The sequence below is a fragment of the Sphingobium sp. genome (genome assembly GCF_048594625.1).
Classification (GTDB): domain Bacteria; phylum Pseudomonadota; class Alphaproteobacteria; order Sphingomonadales; family Sphingomonadaceae; genus Sphingobium.
The window spans coordinates 1-23281 of sequence record NZ_JBMDWL010000006.1; the positions used below are offsets into that span (position 1 = coordinate 1).

Genomic DNA, 23281 nt, shown 5'->3' on the forward strand with positions numbered 1-23281 from the left:
AAAGGGCATCACCCCCTGCATCCCGGGTCGCAAATCCCGCAACAAGGCTGTCAAACACGACAAGCGCCGCTACAAACGGCGCAACCGCATCGAGATCATGTTCGGCCGTCTCAAGGACTGGCGACGGGTCGCGACACGCTACGACCGGTGCCCCAATGCTTTCTTCTCGGCCATCGCCCTCGCCGCCACCGTCATCTTCTGGCTCTAATCATTGGTCCTGACCCTAGCTTTTGATCATAGACTGGCTCCTGGGTCAGCATATCAATGTCGAACGCCGGCTCGTCTTTCGTACCGCATTAAAGCGGTTCGATGCGTGACGCAGCCATCTCGGCATCTGTCGGCAAACGCAGCAACTCCAGTCTGTCGGCGGTCCAGCTCACTAAACCGATACGGGCAAAGGCCTGAAGCCACCCTTCCATCGGCCAACTGTCCCAACGCGCACGAAACTCGCGCGCATTACGGACGATATCGGCTACATGCTGGACCGGTGGGTCGTAGTTATCGTGATATTGATGACAGGCGATAGCTTCTCCTACAAATAATAGCTTCAGGCCGCTCTGAGCGGCCCTAAAGCCGAAATCCGTGTCCTCGGCGCCATAGCCGGTAAACCCTTCGTCGAAACCGCCCAGCATCTCAAAGGTCGATCGGCGCAGGGCGAAGGCCAGCGACCAAAATAGCCCGGCATTGGCTTCTTCTCGCACGCCCGTTTGCGGAAATGAGCGGACCGGATGCGCCCGGCCACGCCCCAACAAGTCTGTCTCGTTCCAGGAACCACGCGCATCATCTGGGCCAAGATAACGAATGTCTGCGCAGAGAAGGGCATCATGTTCGCTGAGCGTATCGGCCAAAAGACCGATGCAATGTCGCATGGGGATGCAATCGACATCCAGAAACACGAGTTTGTCATGGCTGGCAAGCGAGGCAGCGCGATTACGGGCTGCTGCCAGTGGCAGACCGTCGGTCTCGAACCGATCGATATGGACTTGAAACTGTGCGGATGGGAGCGCAACCGGATCATTGCTCATATCGACGATGATCAGTTCTTCAGGTTGATGGTCACTGCGCCGCAAACCCTCTACCAGCTCTGCCAGATGCGCGCTTCGGTTGCGGACGATCGTGAGAACGGAAACGCCCATCAGCGACGTTTCCAGAGGTCGAGCCGGTATTTGGCCTTTCGCTCGGCCAGTTCCACCTCGAAATCCGAGCCTAGCTCAGTCCATAGGGCGTCGACCGCGTCATCTCCGCTGTGCGGATAATCAGTCTCGCCGGTATAATGGACGAGGATCACGCGGCCCCCAGCAGCGACATGATCGCGTAGCCATAAGGCTGCACGATCCAGGTCCACAAGGCCCCAATAATAGGCGACTTCCGACAAAACTACGAGGTCAAAGGCATCAGCAGCCGGCGTCTCCTGCGGAAACGCCATCTGGGCGAGCGTCACGCCGGGACAATCGCCTACCCGCTCTCGCGCTTTCGTAAGCGCCTTGGTACTGATGTCGATCGCCAGCAGGCTATCGCACATGGGCGCCAAGTGGCTAGTCAGCACCCCGTGCGCGCACCCAATCTCTAGGGCATGGGCATAGCGGCGATCTGCCAGCACATCATGGGTGTACGCGAATTTGGCCGCCTCGTAATCGCTCGACGCCAGATTCCATGGATCGTCGTCTGAGCCAAATATGTCGTCGAAATATTTGGCTGTCAGGCTCGTGCCGGTCATCGGCGGTCCTTCCTCAATGTCAGTATGTCCCGTGCCGGCATGCGCAGCTTTTCGCGCGGAAGCCGGAAACCCTTGCCCAGAACCGGCGACATCTGGCTACGATGGGCCAGAAGAGCGTACCGGCGCCGCCCGACAGGCATGGCAGGCGTGGCGATCCGCCGCGCAAGCCGGGGCGGCTCACTCCAAACATGATAGGCGAACAGCGACACTGGGCGCTTTGCCCTGCACGAAGCGGCCTCGGCAAGCCGATAGGCCGCGACATGATCGCAATGCGCCTCGCTATGATCGGATACAGCGATCGCATCGATCCGGCGCCAGCGAATGAAAGCAGCAAGGCGATCAGCGTCACGTGCAAAGGCTTTGCTATCGGTAGGGTAGGGGTGAGCATCGCGCCACCCCATCCATATCTTCGGGATCGCGGCGGCTTTGATCCTCCCAAGGGCGTGACTGGCTTCCCTGCGCCGGGTCATCGCAATGCGTGGCGTACCTTCAGAATGTGATCCCGTTCCATCGGTCAGGAAGACGATACCGCCCAATCGATCGCTGACAGCGCTATGTGCAATCAGCGCGCCGGCGCCCAGCGTCTCGTCGTCAGGATGGGGTGCCAGTACAAGCCAGCGCGCCTGCGACCAGCGGCTGCGCGTCATGGGTTCAGCGTTCACCACAGGCGGTCGCCATCATTCCAGATGTCATGGTCGAGCAGCGCCTTGGCGGCTTCATCGCGGGCATGATCCGGGCCGGCCTGCCGCAGATAGAGGGACAGGTCGCGGATGATCTTGTCGGCACGCTGTCCGTCAAAGGTGCTTTGCGTCCCCAAAATCCGGGCTGCGGCTTCCATTACGATGAACCCGGCATTTTCGACGATACCGCGCGTCAGCCGGGCGATAGCTACCGCGTCATCATGGCCCGATGCGAAACGCCGCGCGGCCTCGGCTACCCAGAAGCCAGCGGTTCGTACCGCGACCACTGCATCCGCAAACCGGCCGCGCTGCATCGGATCCTCGCGCGCGGCGTCGCGCATGGAACGGCGGATTTCTGAGACAAGCGCCTCGATTCCACCAAGCTGAGCTGCACAGAAGCGCCAGGCGCCGGCCGTGAAACGGGGATCGCGGTCATAGTCACCCGGCGCGCCCAGCAGCATGAGTGGTTCGACTGCCATGCCTTCCAGGGAATAGCGCCCACTCACGCTTGCGCGCATACCGCGCACTCGCCATCCGGAAAGATCGGTACGCGATTTCTCATTTGCAGGGACGATCGCGAGCCGCCGCGCCTCGCCGTCGCTGGCGGCAGTTACGAGCGCGAAATCGAGCCCCCCTGCGCCGCTGGCAAAGATCTTTTCTCCGATAAGTAAAGGGGTAGATTCTGGTGTCAATCGGACGCCGGGAGAGGGTTCGGTCGCCCAGACGCCGAACCACGCTCCACAATCGAGGGCATTTGCCAGCCAGCGATGCTGATCGGGCGAGCCGTACCAGTCGAACAGCGACATTGCGTTGACATGGCCCTCATACAGCCGACCAATGCTAAGATCGCCGCGACCAACTTGGCGCAGTGCCTGCGCCATTGCGCGGCAGCGATCGCTATCATTCTGGAAGGCTTCGCCTCCAGACGCCTGCGGCGCAAACCAGCGATGATGTCCACTTTCGATCAGGGCCGACATGCTTTCGGCCGGAAAATTGGGTGCGGCATCATAGCGCGTCCCAAGCATGGCGAGTCTGTCGATTACATCGATCATGCCGGCAGGCTGTTCCTCAGTATCGCGCTTCATGCGGTACGGCTCCTGTCTGCCCGTGGTGCGGCGATGAGATCGTTCAACCAGCGGGCGGCGGCTTCCGCCCCGCCTGCGTTCTTTAAGCAAGCAGGCCAGTGCTTGACCTGATCGATCGCCAGATCAATCAGACCCGCCCAATCACTTGCTGGGGGCCAATCAAAGCGCACGATAGCGCCGCCAACTGCGTCAAGCCGTCTCGCCTTTGACACCTGCTCGTCGAACGGTCGTGGCTCGGGCAGACAGATGAACGGACGGCGCGCCGCCAGTACGGCGCTAACAACGCCATCTCCGGCCGCACCGATGACCACCGCTGCAGCCGCGATCTGAGCATCAGCATCGTCAACCCATCCTCCCAGTTCAAGATTATCCGGCAGCAAGGTGGGCACGGTACAAGAGCCGATGATGCGAAACTGCCGTTCAGGAGTAGCGCGGGCAATTTCCGCCCACCTTTCACCGTCGGATATGCCACCTCCCCGCCCCAGGACGATCAGTACGGCCCCGTCGCGAGCATTCTGGCTTATGGATGCTGGCGGAATGATGCCCGGAGCGTAAAAGGTCTTTTTTCGGACCCATGCCGGGATGTCGTCATCGTCCAGCGCTTCGTGGAAAGGAGCAAGAAGGGCAGTTGCGCCGCGAAAGGCATCGAGATGCGCTGCATCGAGCCGAGTGCCACTCAAGCGGACATAGACTGTGGGCACCGATGCAAGGCGGGCCAACATGGCCACTTCGACCGATACATCGACCACCATCAGACGTGGCCGCGACTGTGCTATCCACATCGCCATCATAGCGCTGCGCTGCCGGATGCCTTCCTGATCGAACGGTGCATAATGGAGCGATGATGGCCGATCGGCATGGTCAATCCCGGCAAATCCATCATCAATTCGGTCATCGGGCAGATCGAGGAATGGAAGATTTCCGGTCTTGCCCGTCAACCCGGTCCCTAACAGGGTGGTGCCGCCCAGCGACTGACCGATCGCGATCGCACGCTGACGATGTCCGTCGCCGTGATGGTGGACATAATAGCCGGTCGGGCGGCTCACAGGGGCACTACCGGCTCTGGAAGCGGCATGTCGCAAGGCATGGGCGGCAAGGCGCGTTCGGCCTTCACATAGGCCTCTGCGCTCATGTTATGCTTGGCCTGAAGCCGCCATCGTGCGCGCTCCTCCCAATGCAAGAGAGCAGGGACGGAAGGTATTTCCCCACTCGCTGCGCAGTCGATCCATCGCTGTATGTCGGCCGCCATGCCGCCATCGGCGCGGCCCACGGTTCGGGATGATGCGCGGGTCCATACTGCATTGGGGTGAATGAGCTTTCCACCTACCTCGATAGCCGCGTCCACCAGAGCACGATCTTCGCCGGTGGGAAGGAGCGGAACACCGCCTGCACGAAGGTATAGATCCGATGATAATGCGAGGCTTGCGCCCGTATGATCGCCGTGCCGGGGCGGCATATCCCATTCGACCGGATCGATCGCATCCTCAATCGCGCGCACGGCCTGCCAATAGGCATCGAAGCGGCCGCGAAGTGCGAAGATTGCCGGTGCTTTTGCAGCCTCCAGCTCGTCCAGTTCGATCCGCCCACCGACGATCCGATCCGGTGTGAAATGCGCGAGGTTGGCATCGATCCAATCTGCCGGAGGCCGGCAATCCGCGTCTGTTGAAATCAACAAACCGTCAGGGCCGACTATTTCAGCGCCAAGATCCATCGCGGCACGGCGAGCCGATCCCACATGTGCAAGGTCGGGTTTAAAAACTCGCTGGATGATTTCGAGCATGAAGGAAGCGCGGAAGCGCACAGTGGCATCGACGGCGGCAACGCGCGTTGCGTCACTGCTGTTATTAACGCAGATTGCGACTGCAAACGGTGTTGGGGTTGTCTGCTGAGCCAGAGCTTCGATCAGGCGACCGATATGCTCGGCCTCGTTGCGCGCTGGTACGCAAACACAGGCCTTGGGTGTCATGCGACATTAGCAACACGCGGGAGGGCGACGTCCGGTTCGTTGGCGATTGCCACCGGCAATATTGCAAGCTGTCGATACAGTGCCTCATATTCATCGACCATGCGCTGCGCATCGCAGTAGCGCTCGGCATGTGTCCTGCACGCGCCGCGGTCCAGCACCGATGCTGCAAGCGCTGCCGATGCGAGAGAAGCAACATCATCCGGTTCAGCAATAACACCACAATCAGGGTTTAGGAGGGCAGGGACACCGCCACGCCGGAAAGCGGCAACCGGCGTACCGCAGGCTAGCGCTTCAGCCACCACCAAACCATAGGGCTCTTCCCAGCGCGGCGTACAAAGGGCAGCGATCGCGCCCCCAACTAGCCGGGAAAGCTCACGGTGGGAAAGATGCCCGACATGCCGTACATCGCCCCCGAGGCGAGGCGCGATAGCTTCATTGAAATAGCTCTGGTTGGAGATCGGCCCTGCGATCTGCAGAGGCAGTCCGGCCAATCGGGCCGCATCGATAGCGAAATCCAGCCCCTTTTCAGGCACGATCCGGCCATACCAGACCAGATAAGGTTCTATGCTGGCAACAGGCTGATACGGAAAATGCGTGAGGTCGATGCCGTTGGGGATGACCTGATCGGTATGCGCGATATGGCTCCACATCGCAGCCGTGGCTTCGGAAACGGCCACATAGGTCATGGGACCGCGATTAAGCCTCACACCACTTTCCAGCCAGCAAAAAGGTGGCGTATGAAGCGTGGTCACGACAGGCGTGGTCAACGTCTCGGCCATACTGACCGGGAGATAATGCAAAGAATTATTATGGATGACGTCGAACGAGCGCGAGCGCAGCTCAGTCATCAGCCGCAGATAGGCATGGTGTTCGCGGAAGAAAGCAACGTCATTTGCCTCCGCAGTACCTGTTTCGAGGAGTGATGTTTCATCGCAGATCGGCTCGACGCCAAGCGCTGGGTCGGAGCGGGTAGATGCAAAAAGCGTGACATCATGCCCACGTTTGCGAAGGGATCGCGCCAGCATGTGGGTGTGCATTTCGAGCCCGCCCGCAAACGGCTCGGATATGGGATATTTCAGGTGAGCGATGATTGCTATGCGCATTTTGTCTCCCTGACACGATGTGCAAGGAGTGCCATCAGTCTATTGCTCAACGTTGCTAGCGGCCAAACTGTCCCATGCCGACTGGGTCGGAACGAATGAATCTGATTGATAAAAATCATATAGCATAGCTTCTTCAGTAGCCATTACGCCAGATTATTATGGAACTTCAGTGCACCTTGCCGGGCGGGTAATGACAGGCCTGCTATCCTACTAGATTTGCATTTCAGAAGAAGAGCTTCAACTATATCTCGCCGCTTTGATCGCGCCCCCGTTTCAAAGCACTTTCGCCTGCTTCGAGAAGGCTACGTCCTGTCGCTACAGCGGCTTCTGCAGTCAATGTAATCGCTATACCATCGGGTCCGTCCAAGACGATATAGCCGTCTTCAACTGTAGCGACGCCCGCATCGGCAAATGGTTCGACAGCTGGGTTGTCATGCATGGGCGATCTCCGTTCGAGGTTATTGGGTTGATGGGCTCTGGCCCAAATACAAATAATGAGGATCAAAATCCCCGCGACGCGCCAGCGCTTCGCGGTCGCTAATCTCGACCAATGAAGCGTGCATGTTGCAGAGGCCTGCTTCGCGAAGCTGACGGAACGCTCTATTGGTGTGAACGGTCGTCAGACCGCAGATTTCGGCTATATCGCTTTGGGTCAGACCAAGCGCAAAACGGTGGCCATCGGACAGCTTGACTGCTTCCAGACGGGTGTTGGTTTCGCACAGGAAATGCGCGATCCTGCCAACAGCGTCGAGACGACCAACGCGGAAAAGCCAGGCCCGATGCAAAGCTGCGTCGATTAAAGTCGAAAACCAAAGCTTCCGTGCAAGTTCGGGTCGGGGATCCAATATGCCCTGGAGCGCACCATGTGGAACGATGGCTATCGTAGCGGCCGTAAGTGTTCCGATTGAATGGTCCAGTTCGCGCATCGGATAAGCATGAAGATCTACAAACTCGCCTGGCACATGTATGGCTACGAGTTGGCGCAGCCCTTTCTTATCGTCAATATACCGTGAGATAATCCCTTCCAGCAGAAAGGTACTGACTGACACATTTTCCCCAGCTTCGATAATCGTCTGACGAGAAGAAATGGACCGGATCTCACTTATCGCGCCTTCCAGCAACGATCTCTCCGCCAAGGTGAGTTCAACGCCGCGGCGATTTACAAGAAAGCGCTCTAAAAACATGCTCGGGGAACGGCTCTTCCGAAGGATGGGACTGTCAGCTAAACTGCGGAAAGCCGAGTACGATCCTGTTCTTTTAAACAATCGCTATGACGAATGTTAACGCAGGCCTCTGCTTTGAAACTTCGTTCGCAGGGGTTGGTTCGGTGTAGCGGGGCATGGAACTCATGCCGCCTTAGATTGGTAATCAGGAACCCATGCGACGGCAAAAGCCCCCTCGCGGCGTGAAAGCGCCGGCTGCTAATAAGCGCAAATCGGCAAGCACCGCAGCGGACTTGGAACACCAGCTGGAGGGGTTCGATCCTGAGATCGGATCTGGGTGCGAAGTGCATCGGTGTCAATCGGCGTGCAAACGGCCCCCCCTTTAAGGATGGTGCGACGGTCGAGGAACGCGCCTTGCGCTGTGTGCGGCGTAAGGAGGGCGGAGCCCAACCAGAGGCGCGCGCAGCGCAAGGCATCTTAATCCCGGCCTGCGGCGGGGATCAGTTTCGGTTCTTGAAGCGCCAGTTGTCATTGCCGGTCTCGATGATGTCGCAATGATGGGTGACACGATCGAGAAGAGCGGTGGTCATATTGGGATCGCCGAAGACGGTCGGCCATTCCCCGAACGCCAAGTGGTCGTGATGATGACGCTGGTTTGCTCGTAAAGTTTGCTGATCTTAGACAATGAAGCGACAAATGACGGTCCGTCTGGCTTCAGTAGCCCGGCAAATCGAAACATTGAATGCGCGATCGCCTAGCGAAAATAGGCTGATCAGGAGGGCGATTCTAGGTTTTCTGCCTTTCGATTCAGCTCTCTGGCCTTCACTTTGGCTGCCTCGCGAATGGATTTTGCCTGCTGTTCCAGCGTGTCAGCTTCCGCATCCGCCTGCGCTTCGATGGCGCGTCCCTGATCTTCCAGTGCATCAGCGCGGGATTCGCGGGCCTTCGCGGCGGCCCGATCTACACGATCTGCCGCGCGACCAGCACGCTCGGCAGGACCATCCCCTTCATAGGGGACGCCAGAAGCATTGGCCGCGGCTTCGTCCCTTGCGGCGCCCGCCTTTTCCTTTGGGCCATGGCAAGCGGCAATCGTGCAGGTGAATACTGCGGTGGTCATGAGCATCGTCGTCGTTTTCATGTTGCACCAACCTTTAAGATCAATGCTCGTTCCTCGGTCTAGAGGCTGTTATGATCCAGCGGCGATGGCGACAGCTTGCTTCATTATGATGCAGGCGAAGGCGACGACATGGAGCCCCGCGAGTGTTTCGGCATATCGTTCATAGTCTTTGACGAGACGGCGCAATCGCGTTGCATGCGAATGATCGCTCGACGACCCAGCGGTGCGGCAGGAGGACGAAGCCCCGCTTTGCCTCCGGGAGCTTGATGACTTCCAGCGTGGTGCCATGGGCAGCTGGGGCATTAGCGGCTCGCGCGCCGGTATAGCCCTGATCGACATAGGCGATGTCGACATTGTCACCGGTCACAGCGTGCATGGTCCGCGCGAGCCGCTCGACCTCACCGCCATCCTCGGCACTGGCCGGCGTCACATGCAGCGCGAGCAGGTCCAGCGTATCGACCGCAATGTGCAGTTTGGATCCCTTTTTGCGCTTGTTGTCATAGCCCGCACGTTCAACGCTCTCGGGCGTGAAACGCAGTGTCCAGCTGTCGATAATGACGGCGCTGGGTTCGACGGTGCGCCCTGCAGCCAGCGTTGCGTCTGCTGGTACACCGCAGCCCAGGGCGGCAGGTCATTCGGCATCCAGCGCCATGGCCCCCCCGTCTTCGCGATATGGCGAAGGCCATTGAACACCTCGCGCAAGCTAGGCTCACGCTGCCCCGCATCCTCGCGCTTGAGCGTCAGATATGGCGCGATCAGCGACCATTCTTCATCGGATACATCAGACGGATAAGGCTTGCGGACAATCTCCATACAAGCCTTTGAAGCCATTCGGACATAATAGCCTCTAGGCCATTCTTGGTTGCCTGACCTTAAAAGTCATTTGGCGATCTAGTGGCGAAACCGGCTTGCGCGATGGATTTGCCAGACCGTTTCGATCGGCGGTTGGGTTGACTGATTAAGGGCGATCCTCATGCCGTCGCAGAGGATCGCTCGCCATGCAATTCCTTTGGGATGGCTCAACAGCCATCACACATTGAAAGGGAAGGTCAACGGTTTTAAGCGTCAACTTGGCTTCGGCGATTTGCGCAGCGGTTGATTGCCGGGCGACTAATCGCACGATAGCGGCTGTCGCCACGTTCAGCTTTGGCACCGGCGCAAGCTCTATAATTACATCCCATGCTTATGCCCCGACCTCTAGCATGTCGGTTTCTGCCCTCAGGCAACCGGATGCTGCCTATTACGCCCGCCTTGGGCCACAGACTCAAGTGGGTTTGGAATTCCGCCGCGTTGGCGCGAAAAGCATCAATGATTGTTCGCTTCAAGCGACAGCATTTGTGTTCATGCCCGTTTCCGTTTTCCCCTGAGGTTATAGCTGCCGATGCGATTGGACATCCATGCGATGCAAACCGCCGCCTGTCTCATGCCTCGGCCACTAGCCGGTGCCCTTGTGTTAATGGTTCAGCGGTAGGAGGAGAGGGGAGGGGTTCGCAAGGTTAGGCTTGATTGTGCGCACCTTGCGGGAGATATGAAATTCCTTGCTATCAATTGTAGCGGTGAAGCCAGAGCCCTCGCTCACTCAGTCCTATCAGGGCTGGCGGGGTCTCCCCCGCCAGCGGATTTAGTCGCGCAGCGAATGCTTCAGATCGCGCATCTCGTCATGCCCCTCCTTGATGGAGACATATGCGGATTCAATCATTGCGCGCACAGCCGGGGACAGCTCGCGATCCTGCAGCGCATCTTCGAACTTCGCCTTGATGTGATCCTCGCCAGCCTCGACCTCATTGATGATCGCCTTATCATCATGGCCCGTGACAGCGGCCTTGAGATTGATGAAGAGGCGATGGGCGCTGGCTGCGATAGTGCCGTCATCCTCCGGCTTTCCGCCAAGGGTCGCAACCTGCTGCTGCAATCGCGTGGCGACCTGCTGGCGCTCGCTTGCTCGGGACGTGAACAGCGCGTTGTAACGGCCCGTCTCGCTCTCTTGGGCGGCTTCCGAATATCCCTTCACGCTGTCGAGCGTGGTTGAGATGAGGCCGTTAAGGGTCGAGATATCGTGGCTGGTCTCGGACATGATCACTCCTGTCTTTTGGATGGGGTGTCGCCATGGGTTGCCGACAGGCACTCAACGAGGGACATCCGGAAAAGTCGCAGAACAATCTCTGACCTTGACTTGGATCAGAACGATTTGCACGGCGCGTCTGGGACCAAACCGGGGCATGATGAATTGTGCAGGAATGATCCCGACCATAGCCTTCGTCGGCGCAGGCCCGACAACCATTTACACGCTCAATGCGCTGGTTGATCGTGCAGGGCGCCCATTTAGCCTTACAGTCTTCGAGGCTCAGCCCAGCGCTGGACGCGGCACGCCCTACCGTCCCGGATGGAACGATCCGGCGATGCTATCAAACATCGCCAGCGTGGAAATACCACCGCTAGCACAGAGCCTCGTCCAGTGGCTTGAAGGCCAACCGTCAGAACGACTTGCCCGGTTCGGCATCGAACATCGGGAGATCGACGACCGAACCTTCTACCCACGCCTCGTCCTCGGGGAATATTTCTTCGACCAGTTGCAGGCGATCATCGGTCGCGCCAAGGCGAGGGGCATAGAAGTGGCGATTTGCACGGGATGCCGTGTCGTCGATGCAGTGAATGAAGAGCACGGCATGAGGCTTGTCGTCCACCCCAAACGCGGCGCCCCTTTCGAGCAGAGCTTCGATCATGTCGTCCTCGCCACGGGCCACCAGTGGCCCGCCGAGCCGGAGGTCCGCCCTGGCTATTTCCTAAGCCCCTGGCCGGCATCGGCGCTTGCGGAGATCCCGTCAGTTCCGGTGTGCATCCGTGGATCATCGCTCAGCGCGATCGACGCGGCCGTCGCTCTGGCCGTTACCCATGGCGATTTCGTCGGAGGCGATGAAGAGGAACTGACTTATCGACCGTGGCCGGGGACGGACGATTTCCGCATAACCATGATCTCCCGCAAAGGCCTGCTGCCCGAGGCCGACTTCTACTTCCCGATCCCTTACGAGCCATTGGCTATATGCACGCGTGAGGCGATCGGGCAATTGGTGGAGCAAAGGGACGGCAACCTTCTCGACAGCGCCTTTGATCTGTTTCGGCAGGAGCTGACTGCGGTCGACCCACCATATGCGAAGAAGATCGGGCTCGATGGATTGGACCTGGAAGGGTTCGCCGGTTGCTACTTCGCCGAGCGCATCACGACCGGCACTTTCGAGTGGGCCGAGGCGAACCTGCGCGAGGCTCAGGCCAATTACAAGGCGAAATTCACTGTGCCCTGGCGGTACGCAATTTTGCGCATGCACGAGGTGCTGGAAACACTCGTTCCCCATCTCGATGACGAAGACTTTGCGCGCTTCTCTCGATTCTTCAGTCCCGTGTTCGTTGACGACTATGCCACCGTTCCCCATGAATCCATCATGCGGATGCTGGCGCTGCATCGCGTGGGGAAACTTGATGTCGTCGCTGTCGGGAACGACTATCGCGTCGATAGCCATACGCCTGACACCGGTGCTGATCTGATCCGCGACGGTCAGCGAACGCGCTTTCCTGTATTTATCGAGGCTATGGGGCAGCGTGCACTCTCCGCCACGGACTTCCCCTTCCCATCGCTTCGCCGCCAAGGTGTTATCCGCGACGTCGCGCCTGCGTCTATCGACGGTCCCGTCCGCGGCATCGCCATCGACGATGAGTTTCACCCCGTCTCCGAAGATATACGGGAGGATCGTCTGTTCTGCCTCAGCCTTCCCTTCCTCATGGGGCGGCACCCCTTCATCCAGGGCATCACCAGCGCCCATGAGATGGGTGGTAGGGTAGGCGCAAAACTGGCGATTGCGATCGAAGGAACCGACGCCGCGCCCGAAGGATCGAGGAGGACAGCGGCATGAAGCTTTTTGCCATCTACATCGGCGGAGAATTCCGCGGCGCCAACATCGAGATCCACGACGTTCGGTTCGTGGTAGCGGAATCCATCGAACAGACCCATGATGAACTGCGCCGCCAGTGGTGGGGCATTCCCCGCAGCCTCCACATCGACTGCTGGGCGGAGATCGTCCACGCTAACGGCTATGATGTCTCTCTGCGGCCTGAGCCGTTCGAGGGAACGGAGCGTCTCTACTTCGTGAACCTGGGCGGATACGAGCCGGGCGAGTTCGCGGAACGCCACCGCAACCTCTTTGTGGTCGCGGAGAATGAAGCCAGGGCGAAGTCTCAGGCATTGAAAACGGTGCGCCACTGGACCGAGCCCCATCGCGACGATCTTTACGAGGCGGAGAAGGCATTTCGTCTCGATAATGTCGTGAGCGAGCAGCGGCTCCATATCCACCTGACAGCTGCCGCTTCGGCATCTGATCCCGTCTTCACTTGCGAATATGTTCCTATCAGGAAGGCGCGCTGACATGAAGGGTAGACTTGTCTGATATTGCCACCCGGACGTCCGACGCCCGATACATCGTCGTGCGCGGGCGCCTATGGCGCGCTGCCAATCCTTTGTTCGCACGGAAGCGTCGCCAAGGACTTGTTGATGACCTTATGTGCGCCCGTCACGCAGTGGGTCTGGCGAAAAAGACCGGTGATGCGGAAGCGGAACGTGCGGCACGTTCCGTGATCGATCGGGTGAAGCGTGAACTGGGGGAGCGCGGTCCGGTTAGGTGGACTGATGGTGCGCTTGATTATAATCGCCACATGGCCGCGCCGATCCCTGACCTGCTTCCACCGACTGGCCTCTCGAAAGTCAATGCCATCGCACTATATGTATTGCATGCAGTGACCTCTTTCAAAGCAGCCAGCTGCCGCCTGTCGGCCCGTCGGGACGGCCTTTTCGCTGCGATGTAATCAGCAGGGAAGAGGAGAGGCAACTGATCCAGACTATCGAAACTCTTTCGCTAACACCGTTCCGCTTTCAGGGATGGCTCGGCAGGCGGCTGACCACCGCCTTTGGCTTGTCCTATGACTTTGAGACAGCAAAGGTCGCCGCCGCGCCTCCAATGCCCGACTGGCTCCTGCCGATCCGCTTCCGCGCCGCCTTCATGGACCTTTCCGACGACCAGCTCGTTCAGGCGCTCCTCATCCGCTACGATCCTGGCACCGGCATCGGCTGGCATCGCGACCGGCCAATCTTCGAGCATGTTGTCGGTCTCTCATTGGGCACATCTGCGTCCCTGCGCTTCCGCTTGCGCAACGGGGCCGGATTCCAGCGACATCGCGTCCCATTGCCGCGCCGCTCGATCTATGGGCTAACGGGTGCAGCGTGACATAGGTGGGAGCACAGCATCGCGCCGCTGGGGGAAACCCGCTGGCCGATCACCTTTCGCAGCCTGTCAGTGAAGGGGCAGCGGCATCTGACACTATGACCTGAACAATTCAAAAGCAATTTATTAATCAACGGTTGGCGACCAGATCCAAAGCCTCTTACGTTGCGGGGACTTGCAAAGCGGGTTCCCGAGATAATAGTTCGGTCATAGGCGACCCAAGGTGAGCCCTTAGTCTACAACTTCTAATGTCCGGGCGCAGAAGGTTTGCTTTTCCTACGGCTGCTTATCTCACAAACGCTCAGCGTCCGCAGTCTAACATATGGTTGACCAGAATTCTTGTGGCCGAAATCATTTGGCGGCGCAGGCCACATCTGCCAAGCGTCCGGCAACCTTCGTTAAGGTGTCGCGCAATTGGGAGGGCGAACATGGCTTGCTGCAAATTACTGCCCCAGGAAACCTCTCGACGAGCAAAAACGGATCAGCATGTCCAGAATGGAATATGACAGGAACACCGGCGGCGACAAGCGCGTCTGCCACCGGGTAAACCTCACCGTCTGCGAGCTGAACGTCCAAGATGGCACAATCTGGCAACGCGCTACCCACGGCGGTTAATGCAGACGAAACGGAGATGTAAGGCCCATCGACGGAGAAACCTGCATCCTCAATCGTATCCTGGATGTCGAGAGCGACGAACAGTTCGTCTTCAACCAGCAGTACCGTTCCGGCCATTCAAATCATCCATCCGTCAGCGCTTCTGGGGGCAAACAGAGCTCGATCACAAAAGTTCCGTCTTTCATCTCCCGCTTGACTACGGCGCTAAGTTGCTTTGCGGAAGTTTTTACCAGCACTGTCCCAAAACCGGTCCCTTCAGAAAGAACCGGCGCATGAAAGCAGCTCTCGACCCAGCGCAACTGCAAGCCGGTTTTATCAAGCGTCCAACCGATTTGCAGAACGCCGCCATCCGGACCCAAAGCTCCATATTTCGCTGCGTTCGTGGCCCATTCGTGCAGTATAAGTGCGAGAGGGGAGAGTGAAGAGCGGGCGATGCGAACATCCGGTCCATCGATCACTATGTCAGCGTGATCGTGATAGGGGGCCAAGGTCGCATTCAGGAGATCGACCAGATTGATCGCCTGCACCTGACCTGTTGGCGAGGCGAGAGAATGAGCGTTGCCCAAGGCCGCTATCCGTTCCCGCATGTCCGCCGCGAACGCGCGAACGTCCTGATGGGTACGCGAACCTGCTGAGACCATGCCGGCGACGATGGCGAACAGGTTCTTCACACGGTGGTTCATCTCGCGAAGCATCAGCTCGCGCGTTTCGGCAAGCGCATATTCCGGCGTCACGTCGATGGAAACACCAACAAGCCTTGGCGATCCCTCGCCGACAATTAGCCGGCCGAAGCTCTTTATCCTACGCGTCTGGTCGCCCTGGATCACCCGGTAGCTCGCCTCAAAGTCGCCGCCATCCGCGACGACCTTTGCGAGCGCGGCGTCGAATTCCGGTCGATCATCAGGGTGAAGTCGGCTCAGCCGCGTTTCGGCGTCGGTAGAAGCCGTATCGGCCGGAATACCGAGAATCTCCCGACCATGCGCGTCCACGACCGCTTCGCGGGTGTCGACGTTATATTCCCATACCGCGATGCCGCCTGCCCGGATCGCCATATCAAGCCGCTCACGCTGTGCAGCCAAATCCCGCTCCATCGTAAGGGCATCCGTAATGTCCGTCAGCACCAGGGTTGCGCCGTCCGTGGCGCCGCTCTGCGTGCGATAGGGAAGGGTCCTCAACGACAGGGCGCGCTCCCCATCCCGTGTCGTAACCCGGCGCTGGATCGCCGCATGTCCTGCCGCGACGGCGCGGGCATCATCCATGTAGCCCGCCTCCAAAAGGCGCGTCGACACGTCCTCCAGTGGCCGTCCTCGGTCGCCGGGCTGTAGGGGAAAGAGTGACGTCGCGGCCTCCGTGAAGCTGCGGATGCGCAAGTCCGCATCCAACACGATCACCGCCAATTCGGTGGATTCGAAGAAATTTCGCAAGTCGGAATTGGCTACAGTAAGCTGATCAACCTTGGATTTGAGCTCGTCGTTGACGGTGGACAATTCCTCGTTCGTGGACTGAAGCTCCTCGTTCATCGACATCATTTCTTCGTTGGAGCTTTTCAGCTCCTCGTTCGCCGTCTCCAGCTCCTCCACAGTGGAGCGCAGCCGGTGCCGCGTGATGCGCAGCTCGTCCTCCAGCGCGTCGAGATGGTCGTCGCCTGCATCCATCTCCGCCACATCATCTTCCAGCACAGGCCGGAAGGGAGCGGTATCGCGAAAGACGAAGAGCAACGTACCGTCGGGCAACGGATCGCACACGACGTCGATCTGCTGGTTGCCATATTCCGTCTCGACCTGAACGTCGCGCACGACGACGCGTTTGCGGGTGTCGCGGCCTTCTCGCAGCAGCGGGCCGAGCACGGTTCGCAGACCCGCCCGGGCTAGGCTGATCGCGCTCGATCCGCCAGTGCGGGTGACTGGGAAGTCGAAATAGCGTCCCAATCGACCATAGGCCGCGATGATACCACCATCCTGGTCCAGCACCAGACTGGCAGGTGCATAGCGGTCCACGATCCGGCGCACTGCTGCGCCCTCGTCCGATAATGTACGTCCGCTACTCCTTTCAGTTAGGCCGTCCGCGCGGGTGCCGCGCGGGTAGGCACTGCCGGGCAGGTCTATAGGATAACTGGGCGGACCGGGCGCGCGCCTGAACAGACGCCCCTGCTGATCAAGTGTCGGGAAAAGATGCTCGAAACGGCCGACGCTTTCCGACGGTCCGAGGAAGAGATAGCCGCCCGGCCGGATCGCGTAGTGGAGGAGCGGCATTACCGATTGCTGCAGGCGGTCGTCGAAATAGATGAGGAGGTTGCGGCACGACACCAGGTCAATCCGCGAGAAAGGCGGGTCCTTGACGATGCTGTGGCTGGAGAAGCGGATCATGTCCCGGATCTGCGACGCGATCGTGAAGCGCTCCGCGTGTGGGACCACATAATGTTCCCGCAGCGCGATCGGCATGTCGGAGAGGGCCGAGGCGGGATAGACGCCGTCCCGCGCGATCTGGAGCATGCTCTCGTCGATATCCGTCGCGAAGATCTGCACCGTGGCCGGCGTCACGCCAAGCTTGCGCGCCGCCTCCGCAAACAGAATGGCGATGCTGTACGCTTCCTCGCCGGAGGAGCAGCCGGGCACCCAAACGCGTATCTCCTCGCCATCGCTCTCCCGCATCAGCGGTTCCACGACCTGCGTGCGCAGTCGCTCGAACAGTTCGGCATCACGGAAAAAGCGAGTGACGTTGATGAGGAGGTCGCGGAATAGCGCCTCGCACTCCTCCACGTCGGATTTGATGCGCGCTAGATAGGCGTTGCCTGAACTAATGCCCAGCACATGCATGCGCCGTTCGACCCTGCGTATCAGGGTCGTGCGCTTGTAGCCGGAGAAATCATGGCCCACGGCTGCGCGCAACGTCCTACACATCTCATCGACATGGTCCGCGACCAGCGCTGCTTCTCGCTCCGCGGCATCGACAGCTCGATGGTTAAAGAAGGCCGTCAGGCAGTCGAGCATCTCTCCTGGCGGTTTCACATAATCGACAAGTCCGGTCCCAACGGCCGACAGCGGCATGCCGTCATAGCGCGCACTTTCAGGCTCTTGGACCAGACAGACGCCGCCATTCTCCTTTATCGCGCGCAGGCCCGTAGTCCCATCAGCGCCGGTGCCCGAAAGGATGACACACGCAGCATCCCCCTGCTGGTCGGTGGCGAGTGAGATGAAAAAATCGTCTATTGGGCGGCGCAGGCCCCGTGGCTGTGCGAATTCGGTCAGTTCCAGTACGCCGTCGCAGATAGCAAGGCCATGTCCAGGCGGGATAATATAGACCTTGTCCGCCGCGATGCGCTCGCCGCCTTCGGACTGCAGCACCTCCAAGCTCGTGTGGCGATCAAGCAGCTGCGCCATCATGCTCTCATGCGTGGGATCAAGATGCTGCACGATGACGAAGGCCATGCCGGTCGGTCCCCGCGCCGTCGACAGCATCTCACGTAGTGCCTCCAGCCCACCGGCCGAGGCACCGATGCCGACGACTGGCAGGCGAGGCGAGAGGATGTCCCCGCTGCTCAAAGGAAGGAACCGCGGTCTAGTTCGATCAGGGTCAGCTTGGCCTGTGCTATGGTGGCGGCAGAGTTCGCGACGGTCATCAGCGATCCCTGGACCACGATGCCGCTTTCCGCCAGTACCGGGCTCATTCGGTCCAGCGTCCGGCTGAGGTCGGCATCATATTCTCGCAGGAGGTCTGGTTGCGTACGGCTGACGTCGAACTGCGACGCAAAGATATAGCGTATCTCGCCAGATTGGGCCCGCAGCTTCGACATGTAGAGGAGATTGACGAACGGACGGCCATCCTTGCGGAAGTTGACGATGGGCGTGCGGACGTTGGCAATGCGATCCTCCGCTAGAAACGCATGGATTTTCTCGCGCGCCTCGTCATTGCGGCTCTCGCCCTGAAGAAATCGGCAGTTGCGGCCCACGATCTCGCTGGTCGCGTACCCAGTCAGATCGCGAAAACGACTGTTGGTCAGAACCAGGGGATGATCGCTCGATGCCTCTGCGAGGGACAGGGCGACCGGAGAGCTGTTGAAATAGTCCCGCAGCTCTACGGGAAGGTCGTCATGGCGCATGGACTCTCCGATAGCGTCAAATTGCCAGAAACATTCCAGCATGCTCAAGGCCCGGTTGTCCGCACTACCGGCTGAGCCTCGCCGGGACAAGGTGCAGCGATTTAATCCAGATTGGCCGGTGGGCAGCCGTTCCTTTACCCTTGGCGACAACCAGCTATTTTACGCCCATCATGCTTGCTTGATCTCTCTGGATGCCAGACTGAGATTTCCTGGATTGCTCGAGGAGCCTGTGATGACCAGATAAAGTGCTCCCGCCGCCCCCAATATTGGATGTGGAGCTCAAACGGCAAATTTGTTACAAGGACGGCTGTCGGAACCATCGAAACCGTTCCTTGTCCACGGTTCAGCCAGCAAATCCCGGTTGCTGGGTGCTGATGCTCAGCTTTACTTTGAAGCCATTGCGCGCCGCGATACCATCCCGTGGCCCCCTATCTTTTTGAACGAGCAGGCTTCTCATACCTCTTGATCGTCGAATGCTTTGGATCCATTTGTCGCGCGAAAATTTAGGAATTTGAGCCATAGAGACGATGACAATGGACACCGTTACCGCCCCTGAAACACGGGCTTTCGAGGCAGATGTTTCCAAGCTTCTGCACATGATGGTTCACTCCGTATATTCGGACCGTGACGTTTTTCTGCGCGAACTTATCTCCAATGCTGCCGATGCTTGCGAAAAGCTGCGCTATGAGGCGATCTCCAGCCCGGGATTGCTCGGCGACGAGTCCCAAGCGCGCATCAGCCTGAAGCTGGACAAGGAAGCCGGCATCCTGGTGATCGAGGATAACGGCATCGGCATGACCGCCGCCGATATGGGCGAGACACTGGGCACCATTGCGCGGTCGGGCACCAAGGCATTTATGGAGAAGCTTGCTGCGGACAAGAATGGTGAGGGGCAGCAGCTTATTGGCCAATTTGGCGTCGGCTTCTATTCTGCCTTCATGGTGGCGGGGAAGGTAGAAGTTGTTTCTCGCCGTGCCGGAGAGGCTCATGCAGCCAGCTGGTCCTCCGACGGTCTGGGCACTTACACGATCGCACCGGCAGATCCTGCAGCAGCGCCTGCGCGCGGTACACGCGTGACATTGCACCTGCTCGACGACGCCAAAACCTATGCCGAGCGCTACACCGTTGAGCGGATCGTCAAAGCGCAGTCGGGTCATGTCCCGGTTCCCATTTTCCTTGAGGAAGTAGGAAGCGAAGATGAACCAGGCCAGGTGGCTGACGGCGTGGCGCTGTGGACCAAGGCGAAGACCGACATCAGCGAACAAGATTATGCTGATTTTTATCGTAGCCTGGCAGGGCAGTTCGACAATCCAGCTCTGACGCTACATTACCGCGCAGAAGGGCGTCACGAATATTCCGTTCTGACCTTCATCCCTAAAACCAAGCCCTTCGATCTATTCGACCCCGACCGCAAGGGGCACATCAAGCTCTATGTGCGCCGGGTATTTATCACTGACGAAGCAGAGATTTTGCCGCGCTATCTTCGTTTCGTGCGCGGTCTTGTCGATTCTGCCGACCTGCCGCTCAACATGTCGCGCGAGATGATTCAGGACAGCCCGGTTTTATTTGCGATCCAAAAAGGTGTGAGCAACCGCATCCTTTCCGAACTGGACAAGCTTTCAACCAACGAGCCTGAGCGATATGCCGATATCTGGGAAAATTTCGGGTCGGTTTTGAAGGAGGGTCTTTACGAAGATTTCGAGCGTCGCGAAGCGCTGCTGGGTCTGGCCCGCTTCAAGAGCACGACTTCTGATGGCGCATGGCGTTCGCTTAAGGACTATGTCAGCGCCCTGAAAGAAAATCAGACGGCGATCTATTACGCGACTGGCCATGATCTGGATCGGATCGCGCAATCCCCGCAGATCGAAGGCTTCAAGGCGCGTGGTATCGAGGTTTTGCTCCTTCCCGATCAGGTCGATAGTTTCTGGACGACGACAGGAGTCGATTATGAGGGAAAGCCTTTCAAATCTGTCACGCAGGGTGCGGCTGATCTGAGCCTCATTCCTTTGGCCGAAGGAAGCAACGAGGCGGCCGCGTCAAGCGAAGAGGCAAACAGCTTCATTGCCTTCGCAAAAGAGGTATTGGCAGATCAGGTGTCCGATGTCCGCATTTCCGATCGCTTGACCAGCAGCGCGGTCTGTATCGTCGCGGCGGACAACGCCATGGATCTCCAACTGGAGAAAATGTTGGCCTCGGCCGGCCGTGCACCGGAGCGAGCGAGGCCCGTTCTGGAGGTGAATGCCGGCCATGCGCTCATTGCAAAACTGGGGCAGGCCAGTGGCGATGAGGAAGGGCGACGGGATCTGGCATTTCTTCTGCTTGATGAGGCCCGGATTGCCGAGGGCGAGGCGCCTGCTGATCCGAGGGCCTTTGCCGAGCGTCTGGAGCGTTTGATGGCGAAGGCATTGAAATAAGATATTTGTCGGGAGCCTGCGGGCTCCCGTCGCGCAGCCGCGCGGCATCGCCGGGATCGGGACCAGACCCTCCGTCGAGGAAGGACAGCATGCCTGAGAAGGGAACCTTCATTCCCGAACCAATCAGCGCCAAGATCATGCACAACAAACTGCACGAGAAACTGTTGGACGGGAAAAAAGCCCGGATCGCTCAAGTTGGCCGCCTACCTCCCTGTTCGCTATCCGCCGACAAACGGTGCGGCCGCCGGATTGGGGGACGGCGCCACGTTGCGCGAATAGGCGGCGACCAGCACGCCAACGGCAAGAACTGGTATCGCGCGCAAGGCGTCGAGCACCGCCCCACGGTCAAGATGCGCGCCGAGTTCAGGAGCGTCTGCCAGCGCGTACAAGTAAAACACATAATCATGCTCGCCATGTCCGGTCGGCGGATCAGGCGGCAGCCATCCGCTGGCTAGGTAAGAATTGCGCCCTATCTATCGAGGCGTTGCCGATATTGGCGTGCCACCGCACCCTCTGATAGACTATGCTCAGTCCTATCGATACCCCAGAGGATGGCGTGTATGAGTGGATGCAATGCCGGCGCATCCCGACCCTCGACGACAAGTGCCAGCATCTGCGTCTTGGCAGGCGGCGCGCTCCAGATGAGGGGTGGCGAAACCTCGGCGCCGTCGGCGGTGAAGCGGCCGCGCAACCGGCCGCCAGATGTTCGAGCGTGATAGGCGCTTTCTTCAGGCGTCGGCATGTCGACCTTCGGCGAACTCCTCAACCAGCTTTGCGCAGAAGGCCGGAAGATCGTCAGGCTTGCGGCTCGTCACCAACCATTCGTCGACAACCACCTCTTCATCGACCCACCTGCCACCGGCATTTTCAATATCGGTGCGGATGCTTGAAAAGGAGGTTAGCTGCCGGCCGTTGACGACATCGGCCTCAACCAGCAGCCACGGACCATGGCAGATCACCGCGACGGGCTTCTTTTGGTCAAAAAAGGCTTTTACGAAAGTGATTGCGTCATCGGCGGCGCGCAGCTTGTCGGCGCCCACGCAACCGCCAGGGATGATCAAGCCATCGAATGCGTCCGCAGAGACATCGGCGAAGGTCTTGTCGATCTGATATTCGCCGCCCGGATCAAGGTCTTTGTTGTTGGTCTTGGCGGTGCCGGCTTTCAGGCTGATGACCGTGACCTTGGCCCCCGCCTGCTCGACCGCTTGCTTGGGCTGGACGAACTCCGGCTCTTCGGTGCCGCGCGGCGCGATCAGGATTGCGATGGATTTGCCTTCAAGGGACATCAGCGGCCTTTCAATATATGTGCCGGCAAACCTAGCTTTGGAGCCGACAGCGTGGTCCCGGCATCCACCGGTCTTGTGATGATAACCAACCGGTCCGCCAAGCCGTTCCCGCAGAACGTGTGACGGGCGCCAGAACAATCATTATAGACAAATTTAAAGGGCATAGCAGCCTCGGCAGGCCCACGACATTGGGGCTGATTGTTGCCCATCCGCCGTCACATGCATCATATGCGGGCGGTGTGTTAATCGCATGACCAGCTCGAATATCTTTTGCCATCGACCTTGGCCTATCCAAGAGTGACAATCGCGCTTCACGCCTGCATGCTGCGTACCGCTGCCGGATCAGTGCACCTTCAGCCATAGCCGTGGCACATCCGGGATATTCTGCGACTAGGGGCGCGATCGCCTTATCATTCCAGTCTCGACAATTACGCTATGCGAAGCATAGGTATGCAGAGACGAAATGGCCGTCATGGCGTTGGCTAGCACAAGGCTTTCCCGAACCGTGTTTTCGATGAGCGTATCGGGGTCAGAATATTGACCAGTTGCCCGAGCATAGGGCAGTCCATGATGCATCTCGCCTCCTGTCGGCGACAAACCTGTCGTTGCACACGTCGCGCGGGATTGTTTGATATGTCCCTGCTCCCGTTGCAAGGCGAACGTCCGCTTCAAGACCTGCCAAAATCCAATCTGAACGGCTTCGATGGGCGCATAGCAGGCGCTTCCGCCCTCGACCCTCGCCGGTCGTTCAGCCGCCAGTTTTGCGTCC

At 59.1% G+C, this 23281-nt stretch carries 24 protein-coding genes and 2 pseudogenes; 6 read left to right on the forward strand and 20 right to left on the reverse strand.

The annotated features are described in order from the left end of the window. A partial coding sequence (locus ACOJSJ_RS00325; protein ID WP_420142991.1) for a transposase occupies nt 1-208 on the forward strand: 208 nt, incomplete at its 5' end. Nucleotides 209-296: 88 nt separating this feature from the next. Here the strand turns inward: ACOJSJ_RS00325 and ACOJSJ_RS00330 are convergent. The 13 genes and pseudogenes from ACOJSJ_RS00330 to ACOJSJ_RS00390 all read right to left on the reverse strand — a co-directional run bounded on the left by ACOJSJ_RS00330 (nt 297) and on the right by ACOJSJ_RS00390 (nt 10905). Beyond that, nucleotides 297-1136: a glycosyltransferase family 2 protein gene (locus ACOJSJ_RS00330; RefSeq protein WP_420142992.1), complete on the reverse strand. Its 840-nt coding sequence runs from the start codon at nt 1134-1136 to the stop codon at nt 297-299. Continuing rightward, nucleotides 1136-1717 carry an SAM-dependent methyltransferase gene (locus tag ACOJSJ_RS00335; RefSeq protein WP_420142993.1) on the reverse strand — a complete coding sequence of 194 codons (582 nt, stop codon included), beginning with the start codon at nt 1715-1717 and terminating at the stop codon, nt 1136-1138. The genes ACOJSJ_RS00330 and ACOJSJ_RS00335 overlap by 1 nt, the downstream gene beginning before the upstream one ends. Further along, nucleotides 1714-2364: a PIG-L deacetylase family protein gene (locus ACOJSJ_RS00340; protein WP_420142994.1), complete on the reverse strand. Its 651-nt coding sequence runs from the start codon at nt 2362-2364 to the stop codon at nt 1714-1716. The genes ACOJSJ_RS00335 and ACOJSJ_RS00340 overlap by 4 nt, the downstream gene beginning before the upstream one ends. A gap of 11 nt (nt 2365-2375) precedes the next feature. Continuing rightward, complete coding sequence (locus ACOJSJ_RS00345; RefSeq protein ID WP_420142995.1) at nt 2376-3482, reverse strand: acyl-CoA dehydrogenase; 1107 nt, start codon at nt 3480-3482, stop codon at nt 2376-2378. Further along, the gene (locus ACOJSJ_RS00350) at nt 3479-4528 is read right to left on the reverse strand and encodes a glycosyltransferase (protein ID WP_420142996.1); all 1050 of its coding nucleotides are present in this window, start codon (nt 4526-4528) and stop codon (nt 3479-3481) included. The genes ACOJSJ_RS00345 and ACOJSJ_RS00350 overlap by 4 nt, the downstream gene beginning before the upstream one ends. Beyond that, nucleotides 4525-5448: a glycosyltransferase gene (locus ACOJSJ_RS00355; RefSeq protein ID WP_420142997.1), complete on the reverse strand. Its 924-nt coding sequence runs from the start codon at nt 5446-5448 to the stop codon at nt 4525-4527. Before ACOJSJ_RS00355 ends, ACOJSJ_RS00350 begins: the two co-directional genes overlap by 4 nt. Beyond that, nucleotides 5445-6551 carry a glycosyltransferase gene (locus ACOJSJ_RS00360; protein ID WP_420142998.1) on the reverse strand — a complete coding sequence of 369 codons (1107 nt, stop codon included), beginning with the start codon at nt 6549-6551 and terminating at the stop codon, nt 5445-5447. The genes ACOJSJ_RS00355 and ACOJSJ_RS00360 overlap by 4 nt, the downstream gene beginning before the upstream one ends. A gap of 241 nt (nt 6552-6792) precedes the next feature. Then, nucleotides 6793-6990: a hypothetical protein gene (locus ACOJSJ_RS00365; protein ID WP_420142999.1), complete on the reverse strand. Its 198-nt coding sequence runs from the start codon at nt 6988-6990 to the stop codon at nt 6793-6795. A 19-nt stretch (nt 6991-7009) separates the two neighbouring features. Then, entirely contained in the window at nt 7010-7735 is a 726-nt protein-coding gene (locus tag ACOJSJ_RS00370; protein ID WP_420143000.1) for a Crp/Fnr family transcriptional regulator, read from the reverse strand. 479 nt (nt 7736-8214) lie between these two features. Continuing rightward, a pseudogene (locus ACOJSJ_RS00375) lies at nt 8215-8390 on the reverse strand (ATP-binding protein); the annotation flags it as partial. A 96-nt stretch (nt 8391-8486) separates the two neighbouring features. After that, on the reverse strand, nt 8487-8852 hold the full coding sequence (locus tag ACOJSJ_RS00380; protein ID WP_420143001.1) for a hypothetical protein: 366 nt from the start codon (nt 8850-8852) through the stop codon (nt 8487-8489). Nucleotides 8853-8900: 48 nt separating this feature from the next. Continuing rightward, nucleotides 8901-9644: pseudogene (locus ACOJSJ_RS00385) on the reverse strand (IS5 family transposase). Nucleotides 9645-10452: 808 nt separating this feature from the next. After that, nucleotides 10453-10905, reverse strand: a complete 453-nt coding sequence (locus tag ACOJSJ_RS00390) for a PA2169 family four-helix-bundle protein (protein ID WP_420143002.1) — start codon at nt 10903-10905, stop codon at nt 10453-10455. Between the two features lie 163 nt (nt 10906-11068). On the opposite strand from ACOJSJ_RS00390, the gene ACOJSJ_RS00395 reads away from it, so the two are divergent. From ACOJSJ_RS00395 to ACOJSJ_RS00410, 4 genes are all read left to right on the forward strand, one after another. After that, nucleotides 11069-12736, forward strand: a complete 1668-nt coding sequence (locus ACOJSJ_RS00395) for an FAD/NAD(P)-binding protein (RefSeq protein ID WP_420143003.1) — start codon at nt 11069-11071, stop codon at nt 12734-12736. After that, on the forward strand, nt 12733-13245 hold the full coding sequence (locus ACOJSJ_RS00400; RefSeq protein WP_420143004.1) for a DUF1543 domain-containing protein: 513 nt from the start codon (nt 12733-12735) through the stop codon (nt 13243-13245). The genes ACOJSJ_RS00395 and ACOJSJ_RS00400 overlap by 4 nt, the downstream gene beginning before the upstream one ends. A 14-nt stretch (nt 13246-13259) precedes the next feature. Beyond that, the gene (locus tag ACOJSJ_RS00405; RefSeq protein ID WP_420143005.1) at nt 13260-13682 is read left to right on the forward strand and encodes a hypothetical protein; all 423 of its coding nucleotides are present in this window, start codon (nt 13260-13262) and stop codon (nt 13680-13682) included. Between the two features lie 107 nt (nt 13683-13789). After that, a complete protein-coding gene (locus tag ACOJSJ_RS00410) occupies nt 13790-14101 on the forward strand; it encodes an alpha-ketoglutarate-dependent dioxygenase AlkB (protein WP_420143006.1) in 312 nt (103 codons plus the stop codon). A gap of 348 nt (nt 14102-14449) precedes the next feature. On the opposite strand, the gene ACOJSJ_RS00415 is transcribed toward ACOJSJ_RS00410, so the two are convergent. The 4 genes from ACOJSJ_RS00415 to ACOJSJ_RS00430 form a co-directional block, all read right to left on the reverse strand. Further along, nucleotides 14450-14830 carry a response regulator gene (locus ACOJSJ_RS00415; RefSeq protein ID WP_420143007.1) on the reverse strand — a complete coding sequence of 127 codons (381 nt, stop codon included), beginning with the start codon at nt 14828-14830 and terminating at the stop codon, nt 14450-14452. Nucleotides 14831-14835: 5 nt separating this feature from the next. Next, nucleotides 14836-18171, reverse strand: coding sequence for a CheR family methyltransferase (locus ACOJSJ_RS00420; protein WP_420143026.1), 3336 nt, complete (start codon nt 18169-18171; stop codon nt 14836-14838). Between the two features lie 80 nt (nt 18172-18251). After that, nucleotides 18252-18854 carry a PAS domain-containing protein gene (locus ACOJSJ_RS00425; protein ID WP_420143027.1) on the reverse strand — a complete coding sequence of 201 codons (603 nt, stop codon included), beginning with the start codon at nt 18852-18854 and terminating at the stop codon, nt 18252-18254. A gap of 301 nt (nt 18855-19155) precedes the next feature. Next, nucleotides 19156-19353 (reverse strand): hypothetical protein, encoded by a 198-nt coding sequence (locus tag ACOJSJ_RS00430; RefSeq protein WP_420143031.1) that lies wholly within the window; start codon nt 19351-19353, stop codon nt 19156-19158. Here ACOJSJ_RS00430 and htpG point away from each other — a divergent pair. After that, the gene (gene htpG, locus ACOJSJ_RS00435; RefSeq protein ID WP_420143008.1) at nt 19340-21226 is read left to right on the forward strand and encodes a molecular chaperone HtpG; all 1887 of its coding nucleotides are present in this window, start codon (nt 19340-19342) and stop codon (nt 21224-21226) included. The two genes, ACOJSJ_RS00430 and htpG, sit on opposite strands and share 14 nt — an antisense overlap. 218 nt (nt 21227-21444) lie before the next feature. On the opposite strand, the gene ACOJSJ_RS00440 is transcribed toward htpG, so the two are convergent. The 3 genes from ACOJSJ_RS00440 to ACOJSJ_RS00450 are packed head-to-tail and all read right to left on the reverse strand — an operon-like array spanning nt 21445 to nt 22512. Beyond that, the gene (locus tag ACOJSJ_RS00440; RefSeq protein WP_420143028.1) at nt 21445-21699 is read right to left on the reverse strand and encodes a hypothetical protein; all 255 of its coding nucleotides are present in this window, start codon (nt 21697-21699) and stop codon (nt 21445-21447) included. Then, nucleotides 21696-21968, reverse strand: a complete 273-nt coding sequence (locus tag ACOJSJ_RS00445) for a hypothetical protein (protein WP_420143009.1) — start codon at nt 21966-21968, stop codon at nt 21696-21698. The genes ACOJSJ_RS00440 and ACOJSJ_RS00445 overlap by 4 nt, the downstream gene beginning before the upstream one ends. Further along, nucleotides 21955-22512: a type 1 glutamine amidotransferase domain-containing protein gene (locus ACOJSJ_RS00450; RefSeq protein WP_420143010.1), complete on the reverse strand. Its 558-nt coding sequence runs from the start codon at nt 22510-22512 to the stop codon at nt 21955-21957. Before ACOJSJ_RS00450 ends, ACOJSJ_RS00445 begins: the two co-directional genes overlap by 14 nt. Nucleotides 22513-23281: the final 769 nt, after the last annotated feature.